The following is a 17,080-nucleotide window of genomic DNA, read 5'->3' as shown; positions in this document are numbered from 1 at the left end:
TGATCCACCGGTGGAATCGTCCAAACCCCTCCCCCCGATCGCGGGCCGCGGCGCGCCGACCAATCTGCGCCCAACACGCACCGGATCGGCCGAGCGCGTCCTTGACGGCGACTGGCTCGACGCGGCGGAGGACATCGACGGCGACGCCCCGCCGCTGCGCACAACGGTCACGGTCGAGCATCCCAAGACGATCATTTCGCGGAACAAATCGCCCGACATCAGCTTCGACCGCTCGATCAATCCCTATCGCGGCTGCGAACATGGCTGCATCTATTGCTTTGCGCGCCCGACCCATGCGTTCCACGACCTGTCCCCCGGGCTCGATTTCGAAAGCAAGCTCTTCGCCAAGCCTGACGCCGCAAAGCTGCTGCGCGCCGAACTCGCGAAGCGCGGCTATACCGCAGCACCGCTGGCGATCGGCACCAACACCGACGGCTACCAGCCGATCGAGCGCGAATGGGGCATCACACGGTCGGTCATCGAAGTCCTTGCCGAGACGCGCCACCCGCTGATCATCACCACCAAATCCGACCGCGTCCTGCGCGATATCGACCTGCTCGCCGACATGGCGCGCGACAATCTGGTGGGCGTCGCGGTATCGGTAACGACGCTCGATCCCGCCATCGCGAGAACGCTCGAACCCCGCGCGCCGCACCCGCGCCGCCGGCTCGCCGCGATCCGCAAGCTGATCGACGCCGGCGTGCCGACGCAGGTCAACATCTCGCCGATCATCCCCGCGATCACCGACCACGAAATCGAGGCGATCATGGCGGCCGCGGCGGACGCCGGCGCGATCCGCGTGTCCTATATATTGATGCGCCTGCCGTTCGAGGTCGCGCCCTTGTTCCGCGCCTGGCTGGCGGCGCATTACCCCGACCGCGCCGACAAGGTGATGCATATGGTGCAGGACATCCGCGGTGGCCGCGACAATGACCCTGATTTCTTCACGCGTATGAAGGGCCACGGCGTCTGGGCACAACTAATCCGCACCCGCGTCAAACGCGCCGCACGCGAACATGGCATGGACCGCAGCTTCCCGCCGATCCGCAGCGACCTGTTCAGGCCGCCCGAGCGCGACGGGCAGATGGAGTTGTTCTGAGAATAATCCTTGCCGCCGCCTTCGCGGGACGACGTTCTCCCTACGCTCCCACCAGCGACTTCAGCTTGTAATCCTTATAATCGTCGCGGATCTGGCGCTTCAAAATCTTGCCTGTCGCGGTGTGCGGCAGTTCGTCGACAAAGACGATCTCGTCGGGCAGCCACCATTTGGCGACCTTGTCCTTCAGATACTCGACGATCGCCGCCTCGTCCGCCTCAACCCCGGGCTTTTTGACGATCAACAGGATCGGCCGCTCGTCCCATTTCGGGTGATAGACGCCAACCGCCGCCGCTTCCTGCACCCCCGGCGCACCGACCGCGGCATTTTCCAGCTCGATCGAGCTGATCCACTCGCCGCCCGACTTGATCACATCCTTCGCACGGTCGGTGATCTGCATGACGCCATCGGGGTGCAGCACCGCGACGTCGCCGGTGTCGAACCAGCCCTCGGTATCGGCGGCATCGGTATCGGCCTTGAAATAGCGCTGGATGATCCACGGCCCGCGGCATTGCAGCCGCCCGCTCGTCACCCCATCGCGCGGCAGCACATGATCCTCGTCATCGACGATGCGCAGCTCGACACCGAACGGCGGGCAACCCTGGCGGCACACGATGTCGACCTGTTCGTCGAAGCTCAGCTCGTCCCAGTTCCACGGCCGTTTGCCCATCGTCCCGATCGGGCTGGTTTCGGTCATCCCCCACGCATGGCCGACCGCGATCCCCGCGCGCATGAACCGTTCGATCATCGCGCGCGGCGCCGCCGAGCCGCCGATGATCACGCGCTCGAGCTTGCCGTAACCGATGCCGGTCGCGTCCATATGCGCGAACATCGCGATCCACACCGTCGGCACGCCGGCGCTGTGCGTCACGCCCTCGTCGTGCATCAGGTCGCAGAGAACCTGCGCATCGTTAGTCGCCGAGAATACCAGCTTGGCCCCGACCGTCGCGGCGGCAAAGGGCACGCCCCAGCTGTTGGCATGGAACATCGGCACGATCGGCAGGATGACGCTGCGATTCGACAGGCCGAACACGTCGGGTTGGATTTCGGTGATCGCGTGAATGACGTTCGAGCGATGCTCATAGAGCACCCCTTTGGGATTGCCGGTCGTCCCGCTGGTATAGCAAAGCCCGACCGGGTCGCGTTCGTCGAGCTGCACCCATTCGAAGCTGCCATCCTCGGCGTCGATCACGTCGCGGTACGACAGATAGCTGCCCTGCGCCGGGGCGTCGAACAGGATGAAATGCTCGACCGTCGGCAATTGCGGGCGCAGCCGCTCGACGATCGGCAGGAACATTGCATCGAACAGCAGCACACGGTCCTCGGCATGGTTGATGATGTAAATAAGCTGTTCGTCGAACAGCCGCGGGTTCACCGTGTGGAGCACGCCGCCCATCCCGGCGCTGCCGTACCAGCTGACAAGGTGATGGCCGTGGTTCATCGCCAGCGTCGCGATGCGGTCGCCCTTGTTCATGCCCAGCTTGACCATCGCCGCGGCGAAGCGGCGCGCGTCGTGCCCGACCTCGCCCCATGTCGTACGGGTCTGGCTGCCGTCGGCCCAGCGCGAGACGATTTCGCGATCGACATGCTCGCGCGCGGCATGGTCGATCAGGCTGGTGACCAGCAGCGGCTGGCTCTGCATTCCGGACATCAGGCATTCCTCTCTCTTACTTGCCTTACGGATAAGGCGAGGAACGCGGTTTACGCAAGCGTCAACGGATGGGCCGGCGCGAAAACCGCGACGCGATCAGCCGGGAAGCCCGCCAATCTTTGGAACCGTCTCCAGATCGGCGTCCCATCCAGCGCGGCTGTCACAACAGATATGGGCAGTCGGCCGGATATCGATCGCGCTGTCGATGCTTCCAGCCGGGACGACGAGCATCGCGCCCTGCATCACTTCGCGCGGCAGCCCCGACCCGCATTCGGTGCAAAAGTTTCTTTGGTGACGGGTCGCGGGAAGATGATAGGATTTCACCTTGTCCTCCCCCGACAACCAGTTGAGCTTTGCCGTTGCCGAGAACAGGTTCGCGCCGTGCGCCGATCCGCTGCCCTTGCGGCATCGCGAACAATGGCAAAGATAGAAGGCGTGAAATTCACCGGAAATCTCGAAGCTGACAGCGCCGCAAAGACATGCACCGGCAATCGTTCGGCTCATTCCATACCTCCTGTTTCATGTTGGACGGTTACCGAAGGACCTCGGCGACCGTGGATCGCTAACGCGCCCGAAAATCCTTGGGCGTGAACAGCGACAGCGCCACGTCGCTGACTCCCGCCACCATTTCGAACCGCGAAACGACATCGGGCCCCAGCGCGAACCCGCGGCCGAGGTTGATACAAAGTTCGTCGCCGGTGTCGGGGTCTTCGGTCAGGACGAACACGCGCCCACGTGCATCGTCGCGCCGTTCGAGCAGGCGCGCCATCTCCGCAATCGCATCGGGAAGCGCGACGCGGCATGTCAGCTCCAGCGCCGCTGTCGCCGCCATTTCGGCCAGCGGCTGCGCGCCGCGCACCGTGACGCGCGGCGTTTCTTCGCCCTCGAGCAGGTCGAGCTCGACCGACAGGATCGCGCAGCCGCCATCGGCCGCGAGCGCCTCGAGTATCTTGCCCGCGCCCTCGTCGAAACAACTCGACTGGAACTGCCCGCTGCGGTCGGAAAGCGTCAGGTTGAGGAACCGATTGCCGCGCTGCGATACGCGCGGCCGCGCGCTTTCGACCATGCCCGCCATTGTCATCGGAATGCGCGTGCCCGGCGTCATTTCGACATTGGCGCAAATGTCGCCGTAGGACCGCGCGCCACGCGCCGCGATGATCGCCTCATATTGCTCTACCGGATGCGACGAGAAATAGAAGCCAAAGGCGTCCTTTTCGCGCGTCATGCGTTCGGCGAGCGTCCACGGCTCGGCGGCAGGCAGCTGCAACGCCGGGGCGATCGCGATATCGCCGCCGAACAGGCCGCCCTGCCCCGTCGAACGTTCATGCGCCGAGCTGTTCGCGCAAGCGAGCAGGCTCTCGGCGCCGGCAAAGGCGCGCGGACGGTCGGGTTCGATGCAGTCGAACGCCCCCGCGCCCGCCAGCGCCTCGATCTGGCGCCGGTTGAGCAGCTTGGGATCGATGCGGCTCGCAAAATCGTCGAGCGATGCGAAATCGCCCTTGGCGCGCTCGGCGACCAGCGCCTCCATCGCCTTTTCGCCCACGCCCTTGAGCGCGCCGAGCGCATAGCGAACCGTCAGCCCATCGTCGTTGCGGCCGACCGAGAAATCGGCCTCGCTGTCGTTGACCGACGGCGGCGCGATTCCGACGTCGAGCCGGCGCATATCGTCGATGAAGATCGACAATTTGTCTGTCTGATGGCTGTCGAACGACATCGATGCCGCGAAGAATTCGTGCGGATAATGCGCCTTCAGCCACGCGGTCTGGTACGACAGCAATGCATAGGCGGCTGCGTGGCTCTTGTTGAAGCCATAGCCCGCGAATTTGTCGATCAAGTCGAACAGCTCGTTCGCCGCCTTGGGCGCGATCTGGTTATGCTCGCCGCAGCCCTTGACGAAGGTCTCGCGCTGCGCGTCCATTTCGGCCTGGACCTTCTTGCCCATCGCGCGGCGCAAAAGGTCGGCGCCGCCCAGGCTGTAGCCCGCCAGGATTTGCGCCGCCTGCATCACCTGTTCCTGATAGACGAAGATGCCATAGGTCTCGGCAAGGATGCCTTCGAGTAGCGGATGCGGATAAGCGATCGCCTCGCGCCCGTTCTTGCGGGCACCGAACAGCGGGATATTGTCCATCGGCCCCGGACGGTAGAGCGCGACGAGCGCGATGATGTCGCCGAAATTGGTCGGTTTCACCGCCGACAGCGTACGCCGCATGCCCTCGGATTCCAGCTGGAACACCCCGACGGTCTCGCCGCGCTGGAGCAGTTCGTACACCTCGCTATCGTCCCACGCGAGCGTGTCGAGATCGACGTCGATCCCGCGCAGCGCGAGCAGGCGCCGTGCTTCCTTGAGCACCGACAGCGTCTTGAGGCCCAGAAAATCGAATTTCACCAGCCCAGCGCTCTCGACATATTTCATGTCGAACTGCGTCACCGGCATGTCCGAACGCGGATCGCGATAGAGCGGGACGAGCTGGTCGAGCGGACGATCGCCGATCACCACGCCTGCCGCATGGGTCGAGCTGTGCCGCGGCAGGCCTTCCAATTGGCGCGCCATGTCGAACAGGCGGCGCACCCCGTCGTCCTGCTTATATTCCGTCATCAACTCGGCAACGCCGTTCAGTGCGCGTTCGAGCGTCCAGGGATCGGTCGGATGGTTCGGCACCAGCTTCGCCAGCCGGTCGACCTGGCCATAGCTCATCTGGAGCACGCGCCCGGTGTCCTTGAGCACCGCGCGGGCCTTCAACTTACCGAAGGTGATGATCTGCGCCACCGTGTCGCGCCCGTATTTCTCTTGCACATAGCGGATCACTTCGCCGCGCCGCGTTTCGCAGAAATCGATGTCGAAATCGGGCATCGACACGCGTTCTGGGTTGAGGAAGCGTTCGAACAGCAGGCCGAGCTTGAGCGGATCGAGATCGGTGATCGTCAGTGCCCAGGCGACGACGCTGCCCGCGCCCGAACCACGCCCCGGACCCACCGGGATGTCGTGATTTTTCGCCCATTTGATGAAATCGGCCACGATCAGAAAGTAGCCGGGGAAGCCCATCTGGACGATGACGTCGACTTCGAAATCGAGGCGCGTGACATAGGCTTCGCGATCTTCGTCGGTCAGGTCGGGGTAATGCGCGAGCCGCGCCGCGAGCCCCGCATGCGCGTCGGCCTTGAGCTGCGCCGCCTCGCCCTCGCGGTCGCCGGCGAGGCTCGGCAGGATCGGCGCGCGCTTCGGCGCCATGAACGCGCAGCGCTGCGCGACGACGAGCGTGTTATGAATGGCTTCGGGCAGATCCGAGAAAGCGTCTTCCATCGCCTCGGCGGGTTTCAGCCAGGCTTCGGGGCTCGAAACGCGGCGGTCCTCGCTCTCGACATAGGCCGACTGCGCGATGCACAGCATCGCGTCGTGCGCGGGATGGAAATTCGGTTCGACGAAGTTCGCGGGATTGGTCGCGACGATCGGCAGCGCGCGCGCATATGCCAGATCGATCAGCGCCGCTTCGGCAGCGATTTCGGTCGCATCGCCGCGCCGCGACAGTTCGATATAGAGCCGCCCGCCGAACAGCGCTTCCAATTGCTCGACATAATCGTCGGCGGCGCTCTTCTGCTCGCCTGCGAGCAGCCGCGCGAGCGCACCCTCGCCGCCACCGGTCAGGCAGATCAGCCCGTCGGTCTTGCCCGCGATGTCGGACAGCAGCACATGCGGATCCTGCTCGACCGGGCGGCCGAGATGCGCCGCCGACACGAGCGCGCAGAGATTGTCATAGCCGGCATTGTCCTGTGCATAGAGCGCGAGCCAGTCGATGATCGGCGCGCCGTTCGCGAGCCGCTGCCCCGGGCGCGCGACGCTCAGCAGCGTGCCGACGATCGGCTGCACGCCCGCCGCCTTGCACGCCTCGCCAAATGCCATGACGCCGTAGAGCCCGTTGCGATCGGCGACCGCAATCGCCGGAAACCCGCGTTCGCGGGCCGCCTTGGCGATCAACTTGGGCTCGATCGCTCCCTCCAGCATGGTGAAACTGGAAAAGACGCGCAGGGGGACAAAGGGGCTGAAGGCCATCCGATGACGCTACAGTGACAGCACTGATTCTGCCAAGGCTTAACCCAGCAGTTCCTCAATCTCTTTGCGCAATTGTTCGGGCTTGGTCGTCGGTGCGTGGCGCGACACGGTCTTGCCTTCGCGATCGACGAGGAATTTGGTGAAATTCCACTTGATCCCGCTGCCGAGCAGGCCGGTCTTTTCCTTCTTCAGATGCTTGAAGATCGGATCGGCATCGTCGCCGTTGACGTCGACCTTCGCCATCAAAGGAAAGCTGACGTCATAGGTCAGCGAGCAGAAATTCGCGATTTCTGCGGCATCGCCGGGTTCCTGCGCGCCGAACTGGTTGCACGGGAAGGCGAGGATTTCGAGCCCGCGGTCCTTATAGTCGCGGTAAAGCTCCTCCAGCCCCTCATATTGCGGGGTGAAGCCGCATTTCGACGCGGTGTTGACGATCAGCAGCACCTTACCGCGATAGTCGGCCAGCGATTGCGTGCCGCCGCCGGGCAGCTTCGCCGAAAGATCGTATAATGCCATAATCCGTCCCCTTCTGATCGCGCGAGCCTACGCCTCGATCCGCCCGTCGTGCAAGCGCAGCACGCGGTCCATCCGCGCCGCGAGCCGCTCGTTGTGCGTCGCTACCAGCGCCGCCGAGCCATGATCGCGCACGAGGTTGACGAACTGGTCGAACACCCGGTCGGCGGTCGCCTCGTCGAGATTGCCCGTCGGCTCGTCGGCGAGCACGAGCAAGGGCCGGTTCGCCAGTGCGCGCGCCACCGCGACGCGCTGCTGCTCGCCGCCCGACAGCTTACTCGGCTTGTGATGCAAGCGCTCGCCCAGCCCCAGCCGCCCGAGCAAATCCGCCGCGCGTTCCTCGGCCTCGGCTTGCCCTGCGCCGCGGATCAGCTGCGGCAGAACAACATTCTCGATCGCATTGAAATCGGGGAGCAGATGGTGGAACTGATAGACGAAGCCGATCTTTTCGCGCCGCGTCTTCGTCCGCTCGCCTTGCTCGAAGCGCGTTACATCCTCGCCGTCGATGCGGATCGTTCCGTCGAACCCGCCCTCCAGCAGGCCTACGGCTTGCAGCATCGTCGACTTGCCCGATCCCGACGGACCGAGCAGCGCGACAATCTCCCCGCGCCTCAGCGTGGCATTGACGCCGCGCAGCACGTCGATCGTGACGTCGCCCTGCGTGAAGCTGCGCTTCAGCTCGACCAGTTCCAGCGCAACATCACTCATAACGCAGCACCTGCACGGGGTCGGTATTGGCGGCTTTATAGGCGGGATACAGCGTCGCGAGGAAGCTGAAGACAATCACCATGATGACGATCGCTGTGATCTCGAACGGATCGGGCTTTGACGGCAGTTCGGTGAGGAACCGGATCGACGGATCCCACAAAGGCTGGCCGGTCAGGAACTCGACCCCGCGCAGCACGCCCTGACGGAAATAGAGCAGCGCGAAACCGACGATCATCCCGGCGATGGTTCCCGCAACGCCGATCGAAAGCCCTATCGCCATGAAGATACGCATCACCGCATCGCGCGGCGCGCCCATCGTGCGTAATATCGCCATGTCGCGCGTTTTTGCGCGCACCAGCATGATCAGCGACGATATGATGTTGAACGACGCGACGAGGATGATGAGCGACAGGATCACGAACATCGCCACCCGCTCGATCGACAGCGCCTCGAACAGGCTCGCGTTCATCGATCGCCAGTCGGACACGACCGCCTGCGCCGCGACCTTTTCGGCGAGCGGCCGCAATATTTCGCCGACCTTGTCGGGGTCGCTGGTCTTCACCTCGATCATCCCGACCTGGTCGCCGGTCAGCAGGAGCAATTGCGCATCCTCCATCGGCATGACGACATAGGCTTTGTCGAAATCATAGACGCCGATCTCGAAAATCGCCGAAATACGGTAACTGATCTCGCGCGGCACGGTGCCGAACGGCGTCGAACGCCCCGCGGGGTTGATGATCGTCAGGTTCGATCCGACGGTCGCGCCGAGATTGCGTGCGAGTTCGCTGCCGATCGCGATATTGCCCGATCCGGGGGTCAGCGTGTCGAGGCTGCCCTGCAAGACCTTGCCGTTCAGCGTCTCGTTCTTGCGGATGTCGGGCACCAGCATGCCGCGCACCAATATGCCCTCGACGCGTCCGCTGAAGGTGCCGAGCAAGGGCTGCTCGATCAGCGGCGTCGCCGAAACCACACCCGGCGTCGCCTTCGCCTTTTTCAGCACATCCTGCCAGTCGTCGAGCCGCCCGCCGAAGCCCTGCACCACCGCATGACCGTTGAGGCCGACAATCTTGTCGAACAGGTCGCTGCGCACCCCGTTCATCACGCTCATCACGATCACCAGCGCCGCGACGCCGAGCATGACGGCTGTGAAGCTGAACGCCGCCGCGACGAAGATGAACCCTTCGCCGCGCTGCGGAAGCATATAGCGTTTGAAGATGGTGCGTTCGTAAGGACGCAGGATCATGGAGCGGTGTGCCTTTGCGGCGCATGAGGAATGACACGCATAGCGCCGCTTTAGGCAGCGCCGCCACCGCTGGCAATGGCCGCCGGCATGGCGTCAAACCGCAAATGATTTGCTGAATGTGTTGCCGATAGGTCACAGCGCCCGGCAAAAGCAGGGCCAAGTGCCCGTCAGAGAGTGACAAAGCCCCCCCGCGGACCTACCCACGCTGCTTCTGGTTCAACGCGGCCCAAAGGCCCGGCTCCAGGGAGTGCAGGCCTTTCGCCAGGCCTGCAACAAAGGGGGATGGCGAGTGTTCGTCACAGGCGCCCGGGTTTCGCAAAGCGAGGCCCGGGCGTTGTGATTCCGACGCGAAGCGTCGCCCCCGCGAAGACGGGGGCCGTTGTCCCCCTGACCCGGCGTCGCTGCGTAAATTGCCAGCGGCCCCCCGCTTCGCGGGGGCGACGGCTAAACTAGCCCTCACTCTCGCTGATATCTTCCAGCATATCGGCATCGAGCACGCGCACGCGGCCCTGCTCGAGCGAAATCACGCCCGATTCCTCCCAGCTCTTGAGCTGGCGATTGATATGTTCGCGGCTCATGCCTGCGAAATTGCCGAGCTCAGTCTGGCTGAGTTCGACGCGCTGCGACGCTTCGACATCCTTGCGAATCAAGCGTTTCAGATAACGTGCAAGCCGCGGGCCCGACGCATAGGCGCGGTCGCTCTCAATCGTCTGGTCGGCGGTGCGCAGCCGCCGCGCGAGCTGCTGCATCAGCGACCAGGCGAATTCGGGATGGCTCGCGGCGAAATCCTTGAGCGCATTGCGGCCAAGCTGGAGCGCGCTGCCCGCGCTCGTCGCGGTCACCGATGCGGTGCGTTCGCCGCCGTCGAGCAGCGCGATCTCGCCCAGTATCGCGCCGGGTTCGGCATAGGCGAGCACGATTTCGCGGCCGCCCGAGGTCAGCATCGACACACGCGCGGTGCCTTCGGTCAGGATCAGCATCATGTCGCCCGGGTCGCCCTGGACGAGCAATTCCTTGCCCTTGACGAAATTGACCTGCACCGCGCGGCTGGCGATTTCGGCCCAGTCTTCGACCGAAAGTCCGGAAAAGATGCTGTCGGGGCCCTGCAACTCGGCGAGTCTCGCGTGATCCATTGCCCCTACACCCCTTTTGCCCGGCGCTAGACCAGCCGGCTCTGTTTTACCGCCGCTTCGATGAAGCCCGCAAACAAGGGATGCGGATCGAACGGCTTCGACTTGAGTTCCGGGTGGAACTGCACCCCGATAAACCACGGATGGTCGGGACGCTCAACGATTTCCGGCAACATGCCGTCGGGCGACATGCCCGAAAAGACGAGACCGCCCTTCTCGAGGCTCTCGCGATAGGCGTTGTTGACCTCGTAGCGGTGGCGGTGGCGCTCGCTGATGTCGTTCGCGCCATAGACGCTCGCGACATGGCTGTTCGGCGACAGCTTCGCCTCATAGGCGCCAAGGCGCATCGTGCCGCCGAGGTTGGTGTCGGCGCCGCGCTTCTGCAAGCCTTCGTCGCTCATCCATTCGGTGATCATGCCGACGACGGGTTCGTCGGTCGGGCCGAATTCGGTGCTCGACGCGTCGGCAATGCCGCTCGTGTTCCGTGCGCCCTCGATGCACGCCATCTGCATGCCGAGGCAGATGCCGAAGAAGGGCACGTTGCGCTCGCGCGCGAAGCGCACGCTCGAAATCTTGCCTTCGGAGCCGCGCTCGCCGAAGCCGCCGGGGACGAGAATGCCGTGCATTGGCTCGAGGTTGGCGGCGAGATCCTCGTCGCGCTCGAACATTTCGGCGTCGAGCCAGCGGATATTGACCTTGACGCGGTGCGCCATGCCGCCGTGGACCAGCGCTTCATTGAGCGATTTATAGGCGTCGGGCAGCGACACATATTTGCCAACGACACCAATCGTGACTTCGCCCTCAGGGTGCTGCTTGCGGTCCATGATGTCGTACCAGCGCGACAGGTCGGGCGCGGGCGCGTCGTGGATGCCGAACGCCCGCAACACTTCGCTGTCCAGTCCCTCGCCATGATATTGGACGGGGACCGAATAGATGCTGTCGGCGTCGAGCGCCGGGATGACCGCTTCCTTGCGGACATTGCAGAAGAGCGCGATCTTGGCCCGCTCGCTCTCGGGCAGCGGCTTTTCGCAGCGGCAGAGCAGGATGTCGGGCTGCACACCCAGCGAGGCGAGTTCGCGCACGCTGTGCTGCGTCGGCTTGGTCTTGAGTTCGCCCGCGGCGGCAATGTACGGCACCAGCGTGACGTGAACCGAGATCGCGTTTTCGCGTCCCTCTTCATTCTTGAGCTGGCGGATCGCCTCGATGAACGGCAGCGATTCGATGTCGCCGACGGTGCCGCCAATCTCGCACAGCACGAAATCGAGGTCGTCGATATCGGCGCGCGCAAATTCCTTGATCGCGTCGGTGACGTGCGGGACGACCTGCACCGTCGCGCCCAGATAGTCGCCGCGGCGTTCCTTGGCGATGATGCCCTGATAGATGCGGCCCGAGGTGACATTGTCGCTCTGCCGCGCCGCAACGCCGGTAAAGCGTTCGTAATGGCCGAGGTCGAGGTCGGTTTCGGCGCCGTCGTCGGTCACATAGACCTCGCCGTGTTGATAGGGCGACATCGTGCCCGGATCGACGTTCAGATAGGGATCGAATTTCCGGATACGGACACGATAGCCACGCGCCTGCAACAAGGCTGCGAGGCTAGCCGCCATCAAACCTTTGCCAAGCGAGGAGACCACGCCGCCGGTGATAAAAATGAACCGCGCCATGGGAGGAAAGACTTACTCAACGGGAGGGGGACGGCGCAAGCCGTCGAATCGCATCCGGCGGAAATATTTTCCGCCGGGCGGGTTTAAGGTGGAGGCCGAAGCCGCCGGTTATTTCTTGGCGGGCGGTGCCTGCGCCGGAGCCGGTGCGGCTTCCTGGCTTGCCGCCGCGGCCGCTGCTGCGGCGAGCGGATCGTCGCTCGCGACGGCGGGCGCCGCATTGGCGGGAGCCTGCTGCGCCGGAGCAGTCAGCGACGAGGCCGGAGCCGCGCCGCTCGTCTGCGCGGTTTTCGACAGCGAGGTGTCGATCGTCGAGCCGCTGCGGCCGACCGAGGCCATCGCTGCGAGCACGATCGACAGCGCGACGAAGGCCGTCGCGAGGATCGTTGTCGCACGGGTCATGAAATCCGCTGCGCCGCGCGCCGAAAGCAGCCCAGCGGGGCTGCCGCCGACGCCCAGACCGCCACCTTCCGACTTCTGCATCAAGATGACGCCGATCATCACCGCGGCGACGAGCGCCTGCAGGACGAGGATGAAGGTGAAGAGACTGGACATCATATTTTCCCGAACTTGCGCGGCCTCAAACGGACCGCGCCCGCGGCGCACATAGAGACGAAGGCGCTTCGCTTCAACCCGCGAGTGTACTCGCTGCGGCGATGATTGGCACGAACTTGGCCGCGGTCAGGCTTGCGCCGCCGACCAGCGCGCCGTCGACATCGCCGGCATCGAGCAGTTCGGCGGCGTTCTCGCCATTAACCGATCCGCCGTAAAGAATGCGCATATCCTCCGCCGCGCCGCCGAACCGCGCCGCCAGCGCACCGCGGATCGCGCCATGCATCGCCGCGACATCGGCGACCGTCGGCACCAGCCCGGTCCCGATCGCCCAGATCGGCTCATAGGCGATGGCCAGCCGGTGCGGGTCGAAGCTGTCCGGCACCGATCCCGCGATCTGCGCGAGCACATAGTCGATTGCACCGCCCGATTCGCGGACCTCGCGCGGCTCGCCGACGCACAGGATCACCGACAGACCGGCGGCAAGGCCGGCTTCGGCCTTGCCGCGCACATCGGCGTCGCTCTCGGCGAAACCTTCGCGACGCTCGCTGTGCCCGACGATCACGACGCTCGCGCCGATGTCGGTCAGCATCGCCGCCGCGACCGATCCAGTGAAAGCTCCCGACGCGGCGCTATGGCAATCCTGTCCGCCGACCGCTTTGCCCGGCGCGGCGACGACCATGGCGCCGATCAGCGTGAAGGGCGGGCAGATCGCGACATCGACGGCGGCATGCTCGTCCGCCGCGGCGAAGATCGCCTGCGCTTCGCCGATAGCCGCCGAAAGCCCGTTCATCTTCCAGTTGCCCACCACATATTTGCGCCGCGTCATTTGTCTGCGTCTCCCAATATTCGAACCTTGCCTCCGCCCTAGCGGCGCATAGGCGCGATAGGCAAGCTGCGTCGCGTGTGGGCGAAAAGCCCCTTTCCGGCCTTGATGCGGCACCGCCTCCCGCCTAAAGCAGCGCGCAATCGCGCGTGACCCGCGCCCTGCCGGAAAGAATGCCCGCTCCATGATTACCGCTATCCGCGCCATGTTTGCCTCGACGATCGGCAAATTCCTTGCCCTCGGCTTCGTCGTTCTCGTCGGCCTCGCCTTCGCGCTGGGCGACGTGACGGGCAATTCGAGTTTTGGCGGGCTCGGCGGCGCCAATGTCGCCAAGGTCGGCAGCGAACAGATCGGCGTCGGCGAACTGCGCGACCGGGCGCGCCAGGCTTATGACCAGGCGCGCCAGCGCCAGCCGGGGCTGACGATGGCCGCGTTCGTCGAAGGCGGCGGGCTCGATCAGGTGCTCGATCAACTCGTCGAAGGCAGCGCGTTCGACCAGTTCGCGACCGGCATGGGGTTCGGCGTCAGCAAGCGGCTGATCGACGGCCGCATCGCTGATCTGCCCGCCTTTGCGGGCGTATCGGGCAAGTTCGACCAGACGGTGTTCGAAAATTTCCTGCGCCAGAACGGCCTCACCGAAACCCAGCTTCGCCGCGACCTGCGCCAGCAGCTCCTGATCGAACAGCTCGCTGCGCCGATCGCCATGATGCCGCGGATCGCGCCGGGCATGGCGCAGCCCTATGCCGCCCTGCTGATGGAACAGCGCCGCGGACAGGCGACCTTCATTCCGGCAAGCCCCTTCGCACCGACCGCCGACCCCGGTGACGCCGCGCTGAAGACCTTCCTGTCGCAGAATAGTGCCAAGTTCACCGTCCCCGAGCGCCGCGTGATCCAGTACGCGCTGTTCGATCGCGCCGCGGTACCGGTTCCCGCCGTCACCGACGCCGAAATCGCCAAAGTCTATAAGGACAATGCCGCGCAATATACCGCGAGCGAGACGCGCCGCTTTGCGCAGGTGATCGTTCCCGATCAGGCGGCGGCTACTGCGCTCGCCGCCAAGGTTCGCGGCGGCACACCGCTCGCTGCCGCGGCGCAGGCGGCGGGCCTCTCGGCATCGACCACCGGCGATCTGACCCAGTCGGCCTATGCCGCGACGAGCAGCGCCGCGGCCGCGAAGGCTGCTTTCGCCGCCAAGCGCGGCGACCTGATCGGCCCGACGCAGACCGGCCTCGGCTGGACCGTCGCGCGCGTGGAGGACGTCACGGCGAAGCCCGCACGCAGCCTCGCCGACGCGAGTGCCGAGATCCGTACCGAGCTTGCCAAGAACAAGGCGAACGAGGCGATCGTCGACTATTATAACGCGATCCAGGACGCCGTGAACGGCGGCGCGTCGATCGATGAAATCGCCGCCGACCGCAAACTCCAGCTGGTCGAAACGCCCGCGATCCTGCCCAGCGGCCGTGCGCCCGCCCAGCCGGCTTTCGCTCCCGCGCCCGAGCTGGCACCGCTCGTTGCGCAGGCTTTCCAGGCCGCCGGTGAAGGCGAAGGCCATATCGCGACGCTCGTCGAGAACGAGAAATTCGCGGTTTATGCGGTGAAGTCGATCACCGCCGCCGCGCCGCCGCCCTTCGCGCAGATCCGCGGCGACTTGCTCAGCGAATGGCGTTTTGCCGAGGGGCAGAAGGTCGCCCGCGGCAAAGCCCGCGCGATCGTCAAGGCGGTCGAAGGCGGCAAGCCCCTCAGCGAAGCCGTCGCCGCCGCCGGCCCGAACATCGGCAATGTCCAGACGATCGGTGGCCGCCGTGCCGAACTTGGCGCGGGCGGCAAACCCGTTCCGCCCGAACTCGCCCTGCTCTTCTCGATGGCGAAGAACAGCGTCAAGACGCTCGAAATTCCGGGCAACCGCGGCTGGATGGTGATCGCGCTCAATGACGTTCAGCGGCCCGATCCGAAGTCGATCGAACCCGCACGCGTCGCCGCGATCGCGCAGCCGCTCGCGCCCGCCTTCGGCAACGAACTGATCGAACAGCTCGCCGCCGAAGCCAAGCGCCGCGTCGGCGTGACGATCAACAGGGATCTCGTGAACCAGCTGCGCGCCGAGCTGACCGGCACCGCGCCGGTCGCCGAATAAGGGTGAGTCTCGAGGGAAGAGCCGCCGCGCTCGAAGCGCTCGCTGGCGGGCGTGGTGCAGTCGTCTGGCAGCGGCTGATCGCCGACATCGAAACGCCCGTTTCGGCGGCGCTCAAGCTGATCGAGCCGGGGCGCGGCGACTGGGTGCTCGAATCGGTCGAAAGCGGTGAGACGCGCGGGCGCTACAGCCTGCTCGGTCTCGACCCCGACCTGATGTTCGAGGTGACGGGCGACGCCGCGCGGATCAACCGCGACTGGCGCCGCGACCGTGATGCGTTCCAGCCGCTGGACACCCCCGCGCTTCAGGCGCTGCGCGACCTCGTCGCCGAATGCCGCTTCGACGTGCCCGAAGGCCTGCCCAAGGCGCTCGCGACGCTTGTCGGCTTCTTCGCCTATGAAACGATCGGTCTCGTCGAGCGCATCCCGCGCGCGCCGGGGGCGGGCCTCGGCCTGCCCGACATGGTGTTCGTGCGCCCGACGGTCATCCTGGTCTTCGATCGCCTCGCCGACGAACTCTTCCTGATCGCGCCGATCTGGCCCGATCCGGAGGGCGCCATCGACCGGATGATCGAAGCGGCACAGGAAAGGCTCGACACCATCGCCGCGCGGCTGTCGAGCGTCAGTGCGCACACCGACCGCGCGTCAACCGACGCGCTCCCCACGGATATTGCCGCCAATCCCGCGACCACGCCCGCGCATTTCGCCCGGATGGTCGCGACCGCGAAAGACTATATCGCCGCCGGCGACATTTTTCAGGTCGTGCTGTCGCAGCGTTTCTCGACGCCGTTCGACCTGCCGCCGTTCGACCTCTATCGCGCGCTCCGCCGCATCAATCCGTCGCCCTTCCTCTATTTCCTCGACCTGCCGGGCTTCGCGCTGATCGGCTCGTCGCCCGAAATCCTCGTCCGCGTCCGCGATGGCGAAATCACCATCCGCCCGATCGCCGGCACCCGCCCGCGTGGTCGTACGAGCGCCGAGGACGCCGAGAACCGCGAAAGCCTGCTCGCCGATCCCAAGGAGCGCGCCGAGCATCTGATGCTACTCGACCTCGGCCGCAACGATGTCGGCCGCGCCGCGATCGGCGGATCGGTCGCCGTCACCGACAGCTACACCGTCGAATTCTACAGCCATGTCATGCACATCGTCTCGAACGTCATCGGCCGCATCGCGCCGGACAAGGACGCGATCGACGCGCTCTTCGCGGGCTTCCCCGCGGGCACCGTCAGCGGCGCGCCCAAGGTGCGCGCGTGCCAGATTATCGCCGAACTCGAAGCCGATGCGCGCGGGCCTTATGCGGGGGGCGTCGGCTATTTCGCGCCCGACGGCAATATGGACAGCTGCATCGTGCTGCGCACCGCGATCGTGAAGGACGGCGAAATGCACGTCCAGGCCGGCGCGGGCATCGTTGCCGACAGCGATCCCGCCTATGAACAGCGCGAGTGCGAGGCCAAGGCGGGTGCGCTCTTCGCGGCGGCGCGCGAGGCGGTGAAGCTCGCCGGAACTCCGGGGTACGGGCAATAGCTTG

Annotated in this window: 13 protein-coding genes; 3 read left to right on the top strand and 10 right to left on the bottom strand. The window is 65.4% G+C overall.

Annotated features, from left to right (window positions below; all coding sequences use genetic code 11):
- Nucleotides 1–10: 10 nt before the first annotated feature.
- Complete coding sequence (locus tag FG91_RS12720; protein WP_200878442.1) at nt 11–1,099, top strand: PA0069 family radical SAM protein; 1,089 nt, start codon at nt 11–13, stop codon at nt 1,097–1,099.
- 40 nt (nt 1,100–1,139) lie between these two features.
- Here the strand turns inward: FG91_RS12720 and FG91_RS12715 are convergent, their stop codons facing one another.
- The 10 genes from FG91_RS12715 to tpiA all read right to left on the bottom strand — a co-directional run bounded on the left by FG91_RS12715 (nt 1,140) and on the right by tpiA (nt 13,428).
- Entirely contained in the window at nt 1,140–2,738 is a 1,599-nt protein-coding gene (locus tag FG91_RS12715; protein WP_081940568.1) for a long-chain fatty acid--CoA ligase, read from the bottom strand.
- A 105-nt stretch (nt 2,739–2,843) separates the two neighbouring features.
- The gene (locus FG91_RS12710; RefSeq protein ID WP_037515374.1) at nt 2,844–3,251 is read right to left on the bottom strand and encodes a GFA family protein; all 408 of its coding nucleotides are present in this window, start codon (nt 3,249–3,251) and stop codon (nt 2,844–2,846) included.
- A gap of 58 nt (nt 3,252–3,309) precedes the next feature.
- Entirely contained in the window at nt 3,310–6,795 is a 3,486-nt protein-coding gene (gene dnaE, locus FG91_RS12705; RefSeq protein ID WP_037515373.1) for a DNA polymerase III subunit alpha, read from the bottom strand.
- 39 nt (nt 6,796–6,834) lie between these two features.
- Nucleotides 6,835–7,311 carry a glutathione peroxidase gene (locus FG91_RS12700; protein ID WP_037515371.1) on the bottom strand — a complete coding sequence of 159 codons (477 nt, stop codon included), beginning with the start codon at nt 7,309–7,311 and terminating at the stop codon, nt 6,835–6,837.
- Nucleotides 7,312–7,338: 27 nt separating this feature from the next.
- Nucleotides 7,339–8,016, bottom strand: coding sequence for an ABC transporter ATP-binding protein (locus FG91_RS12695; RefSeq protein ID WP_037515369.1), 678 nt, complete (start codon nt 8,014–8,016; stop codon nt 7,339–7,341).
- Nucleotides 8,009–9,259, bottom strand: coding sequence for a lipoprotein-releasing ABC transporter permease subunit (locus FG91_RS12690; protein ID WP_037515367.1), 1,251 nt, complete (start codon nt 9,257–9,259; stop codon nt 8,009–8,011). The genes FG91_RS12695 and FG91_RS12690 overlap by 8 nt, the downstream gene beginning before the upstream one ends.
- A 449-nt stretch (nt 9,260–9,708) precedes the next feature.
- A complete protein-coding gene (locus FG91_RS12685) occupies nt 9,709–10,392 on the bottom strand; it encodes a Crp/Fnr family transcriptional regulator (protein WP_037515365.1) in 684 nt (227 codons plus the stop codon).
- A gap of 26 nt (nt 10,393–10,418) precedes the next feature.
- Complete coding sequence (locus tag FG91_RS12680) at nt 10,419–12,050, bottom strand: CTP synthase (protein ID WP_037515364.1); 1,632 nt, start codon at nt 12,048–12,050, stop codon at nt 10,419–10,421.
- A 108-nt stretch (nt 12,051–12,158) separates the two neighbouring features.
- On the bottom strand, nt 12,159–12,605 hold the full coding sequence (gene secG / locus FG91_RS12675; RefSeq protein WP_052187543.1) for a preprotein translocase subunit SecG: 447 nt from the start codon (nt 12,603–12,605) through the stop codon (nt 12,159–12,161).
- A 70-nt stretch (nt 12,606–12,675) separates the two neighbouring features.
- Nucleotides 12,676–13,428 carry a triose-phosphate isomerase gene (gene tpiA / locus FG91_RS12670; protein WP_037515363.1) on the bottom strand — a complete coding sequence of 251 codons (753 nt, stop codon included), beginning with the start codon at nt 13,426–13,428 and terminating at the stop codon, nt 12,676–12,678.
- 181 nt (nt 13,429–13,609) lie between these two features.
- Here tpiA and FG91_RS12665 point away from each other — a divergent pair, with 181 nt between their 5' ends.
- Together FG91_RS12665 and FG91_RS12660 are read left to right on the top strand one after the other, a co-directional pair.
- Nucleotides 13,610–15,556, top strand: a complete 1,947-nt coding sequence (locus FG91_RS12665; protein ID WP_037515362.1) for a peptidylprolyl isomerase — start codon at nt 13,610–13,612, stop codon at nt 15,554–15,556.
- 2 nt (nt 15,557–15,558) lie between these two features.
- A complete protein-coding gene (locus FG91_RS12660) occupies nt 15,559–17,076 on the top strand; it encodes an anthranilate synthase component I family protein (RefSeq protein WP_037515361.1) in 1,518 nt (505 codons plus the stop codon).
- The last annotated feature ends 4 nt before the right edge of the window (nt 17,077–17,080 follow it).

The sequence above is a fragment of the Sphingopyxis sp. LC81 genome (assembly GCF_000756375.1).
GTDB lineage: Bacteria > Pseudomonadota > Alphaproteobacteria > Sphingomonadales > Sphingomonadaceae > Sphingopyxis.
Note: the sequence above shows the minus strand (reverse complement) of the source record. Positions and strands in the feature narration are given on the sequence as shown.

Bases quoted from the DNA above. Each gene is read 5' to 3' on its own strand.
- FG91_RS12665 (WP_037515362.1), top strand. From the start codon at position 13,610: ATGATTACCGCTATCCGCGCCATGTTTGCCTCGACGATCGGCAAATTC.
- secG (WP_052187543.1), bottom strand. From the start codon at position 12,605: ATGATGTCCAGTCTCTTCACCTTCATCCTCGTCCTGCAGGCGCTCGTC.
- FG91_RS12715 (WP_081940568.1), bottom strand. From the start codon at position 2,738: ATGCAGAGCCAGCCGCTGCTGGTCACCAGCCTGATCGACCATGCCGCG.
- FG91_RS12695 (WP_037515369.1), bottom strand. From the start codon at position 8,016: ATGAGTGATGTTGCGCTGGAACTGGTCGAGCTGAAGCGCAGCTTCACG.
- FG91_RS12710 (WP_037515374.1), bottom strand. From the start codon at position 3,251: ATGAGCCGAACGATTGCCGGTGCATGTCTTTGCGGCGCTGTCAGCTTC.
- FG91_RS12680 (WP_037515364.1), bottom strand. From the start codon at position 12,050: ATGGCGCGGTTCATTTTTATCACCGGCGGCGTGGTCTCCTCGCTTGGC.
- tpiA (WP_037515363.1), bottom strand. From the start codon at position 13,428: ATGACGCGGCGCAAATATGTGGTGGGCAACTGGAAGATGAACGGGCTT.
- dnaE (WP_037515373.1), bottom strand. From the start codon at position 6,795: ATGGCCTTCAGCCCCTTTGTCCCCCTGCGCGTCTTTTCCAGTTTCACC.
- FG91_RS12690 (WP_037515367.1), bottom strand. From the start codon at position 9,259: ATGATCCTGCGTCCTTACGAACGCACCATCTTCAAACGCTATATGCTT.
- FG91_RS12685 (WP_037515365.1), bottom strand. From the start codon at position 10,392: ATGGATCACGCGAGACTCGCCGAGTTGCAGGGCCCCGACAGCATCTTT.
- FG91_RS12700 (WP_037515371.1), bottom strand. From the start codon at position 7,311: ATGGCATTATACGATCTTTCGGCGAAGCTGCCCGGCGGCGGCACGCAA.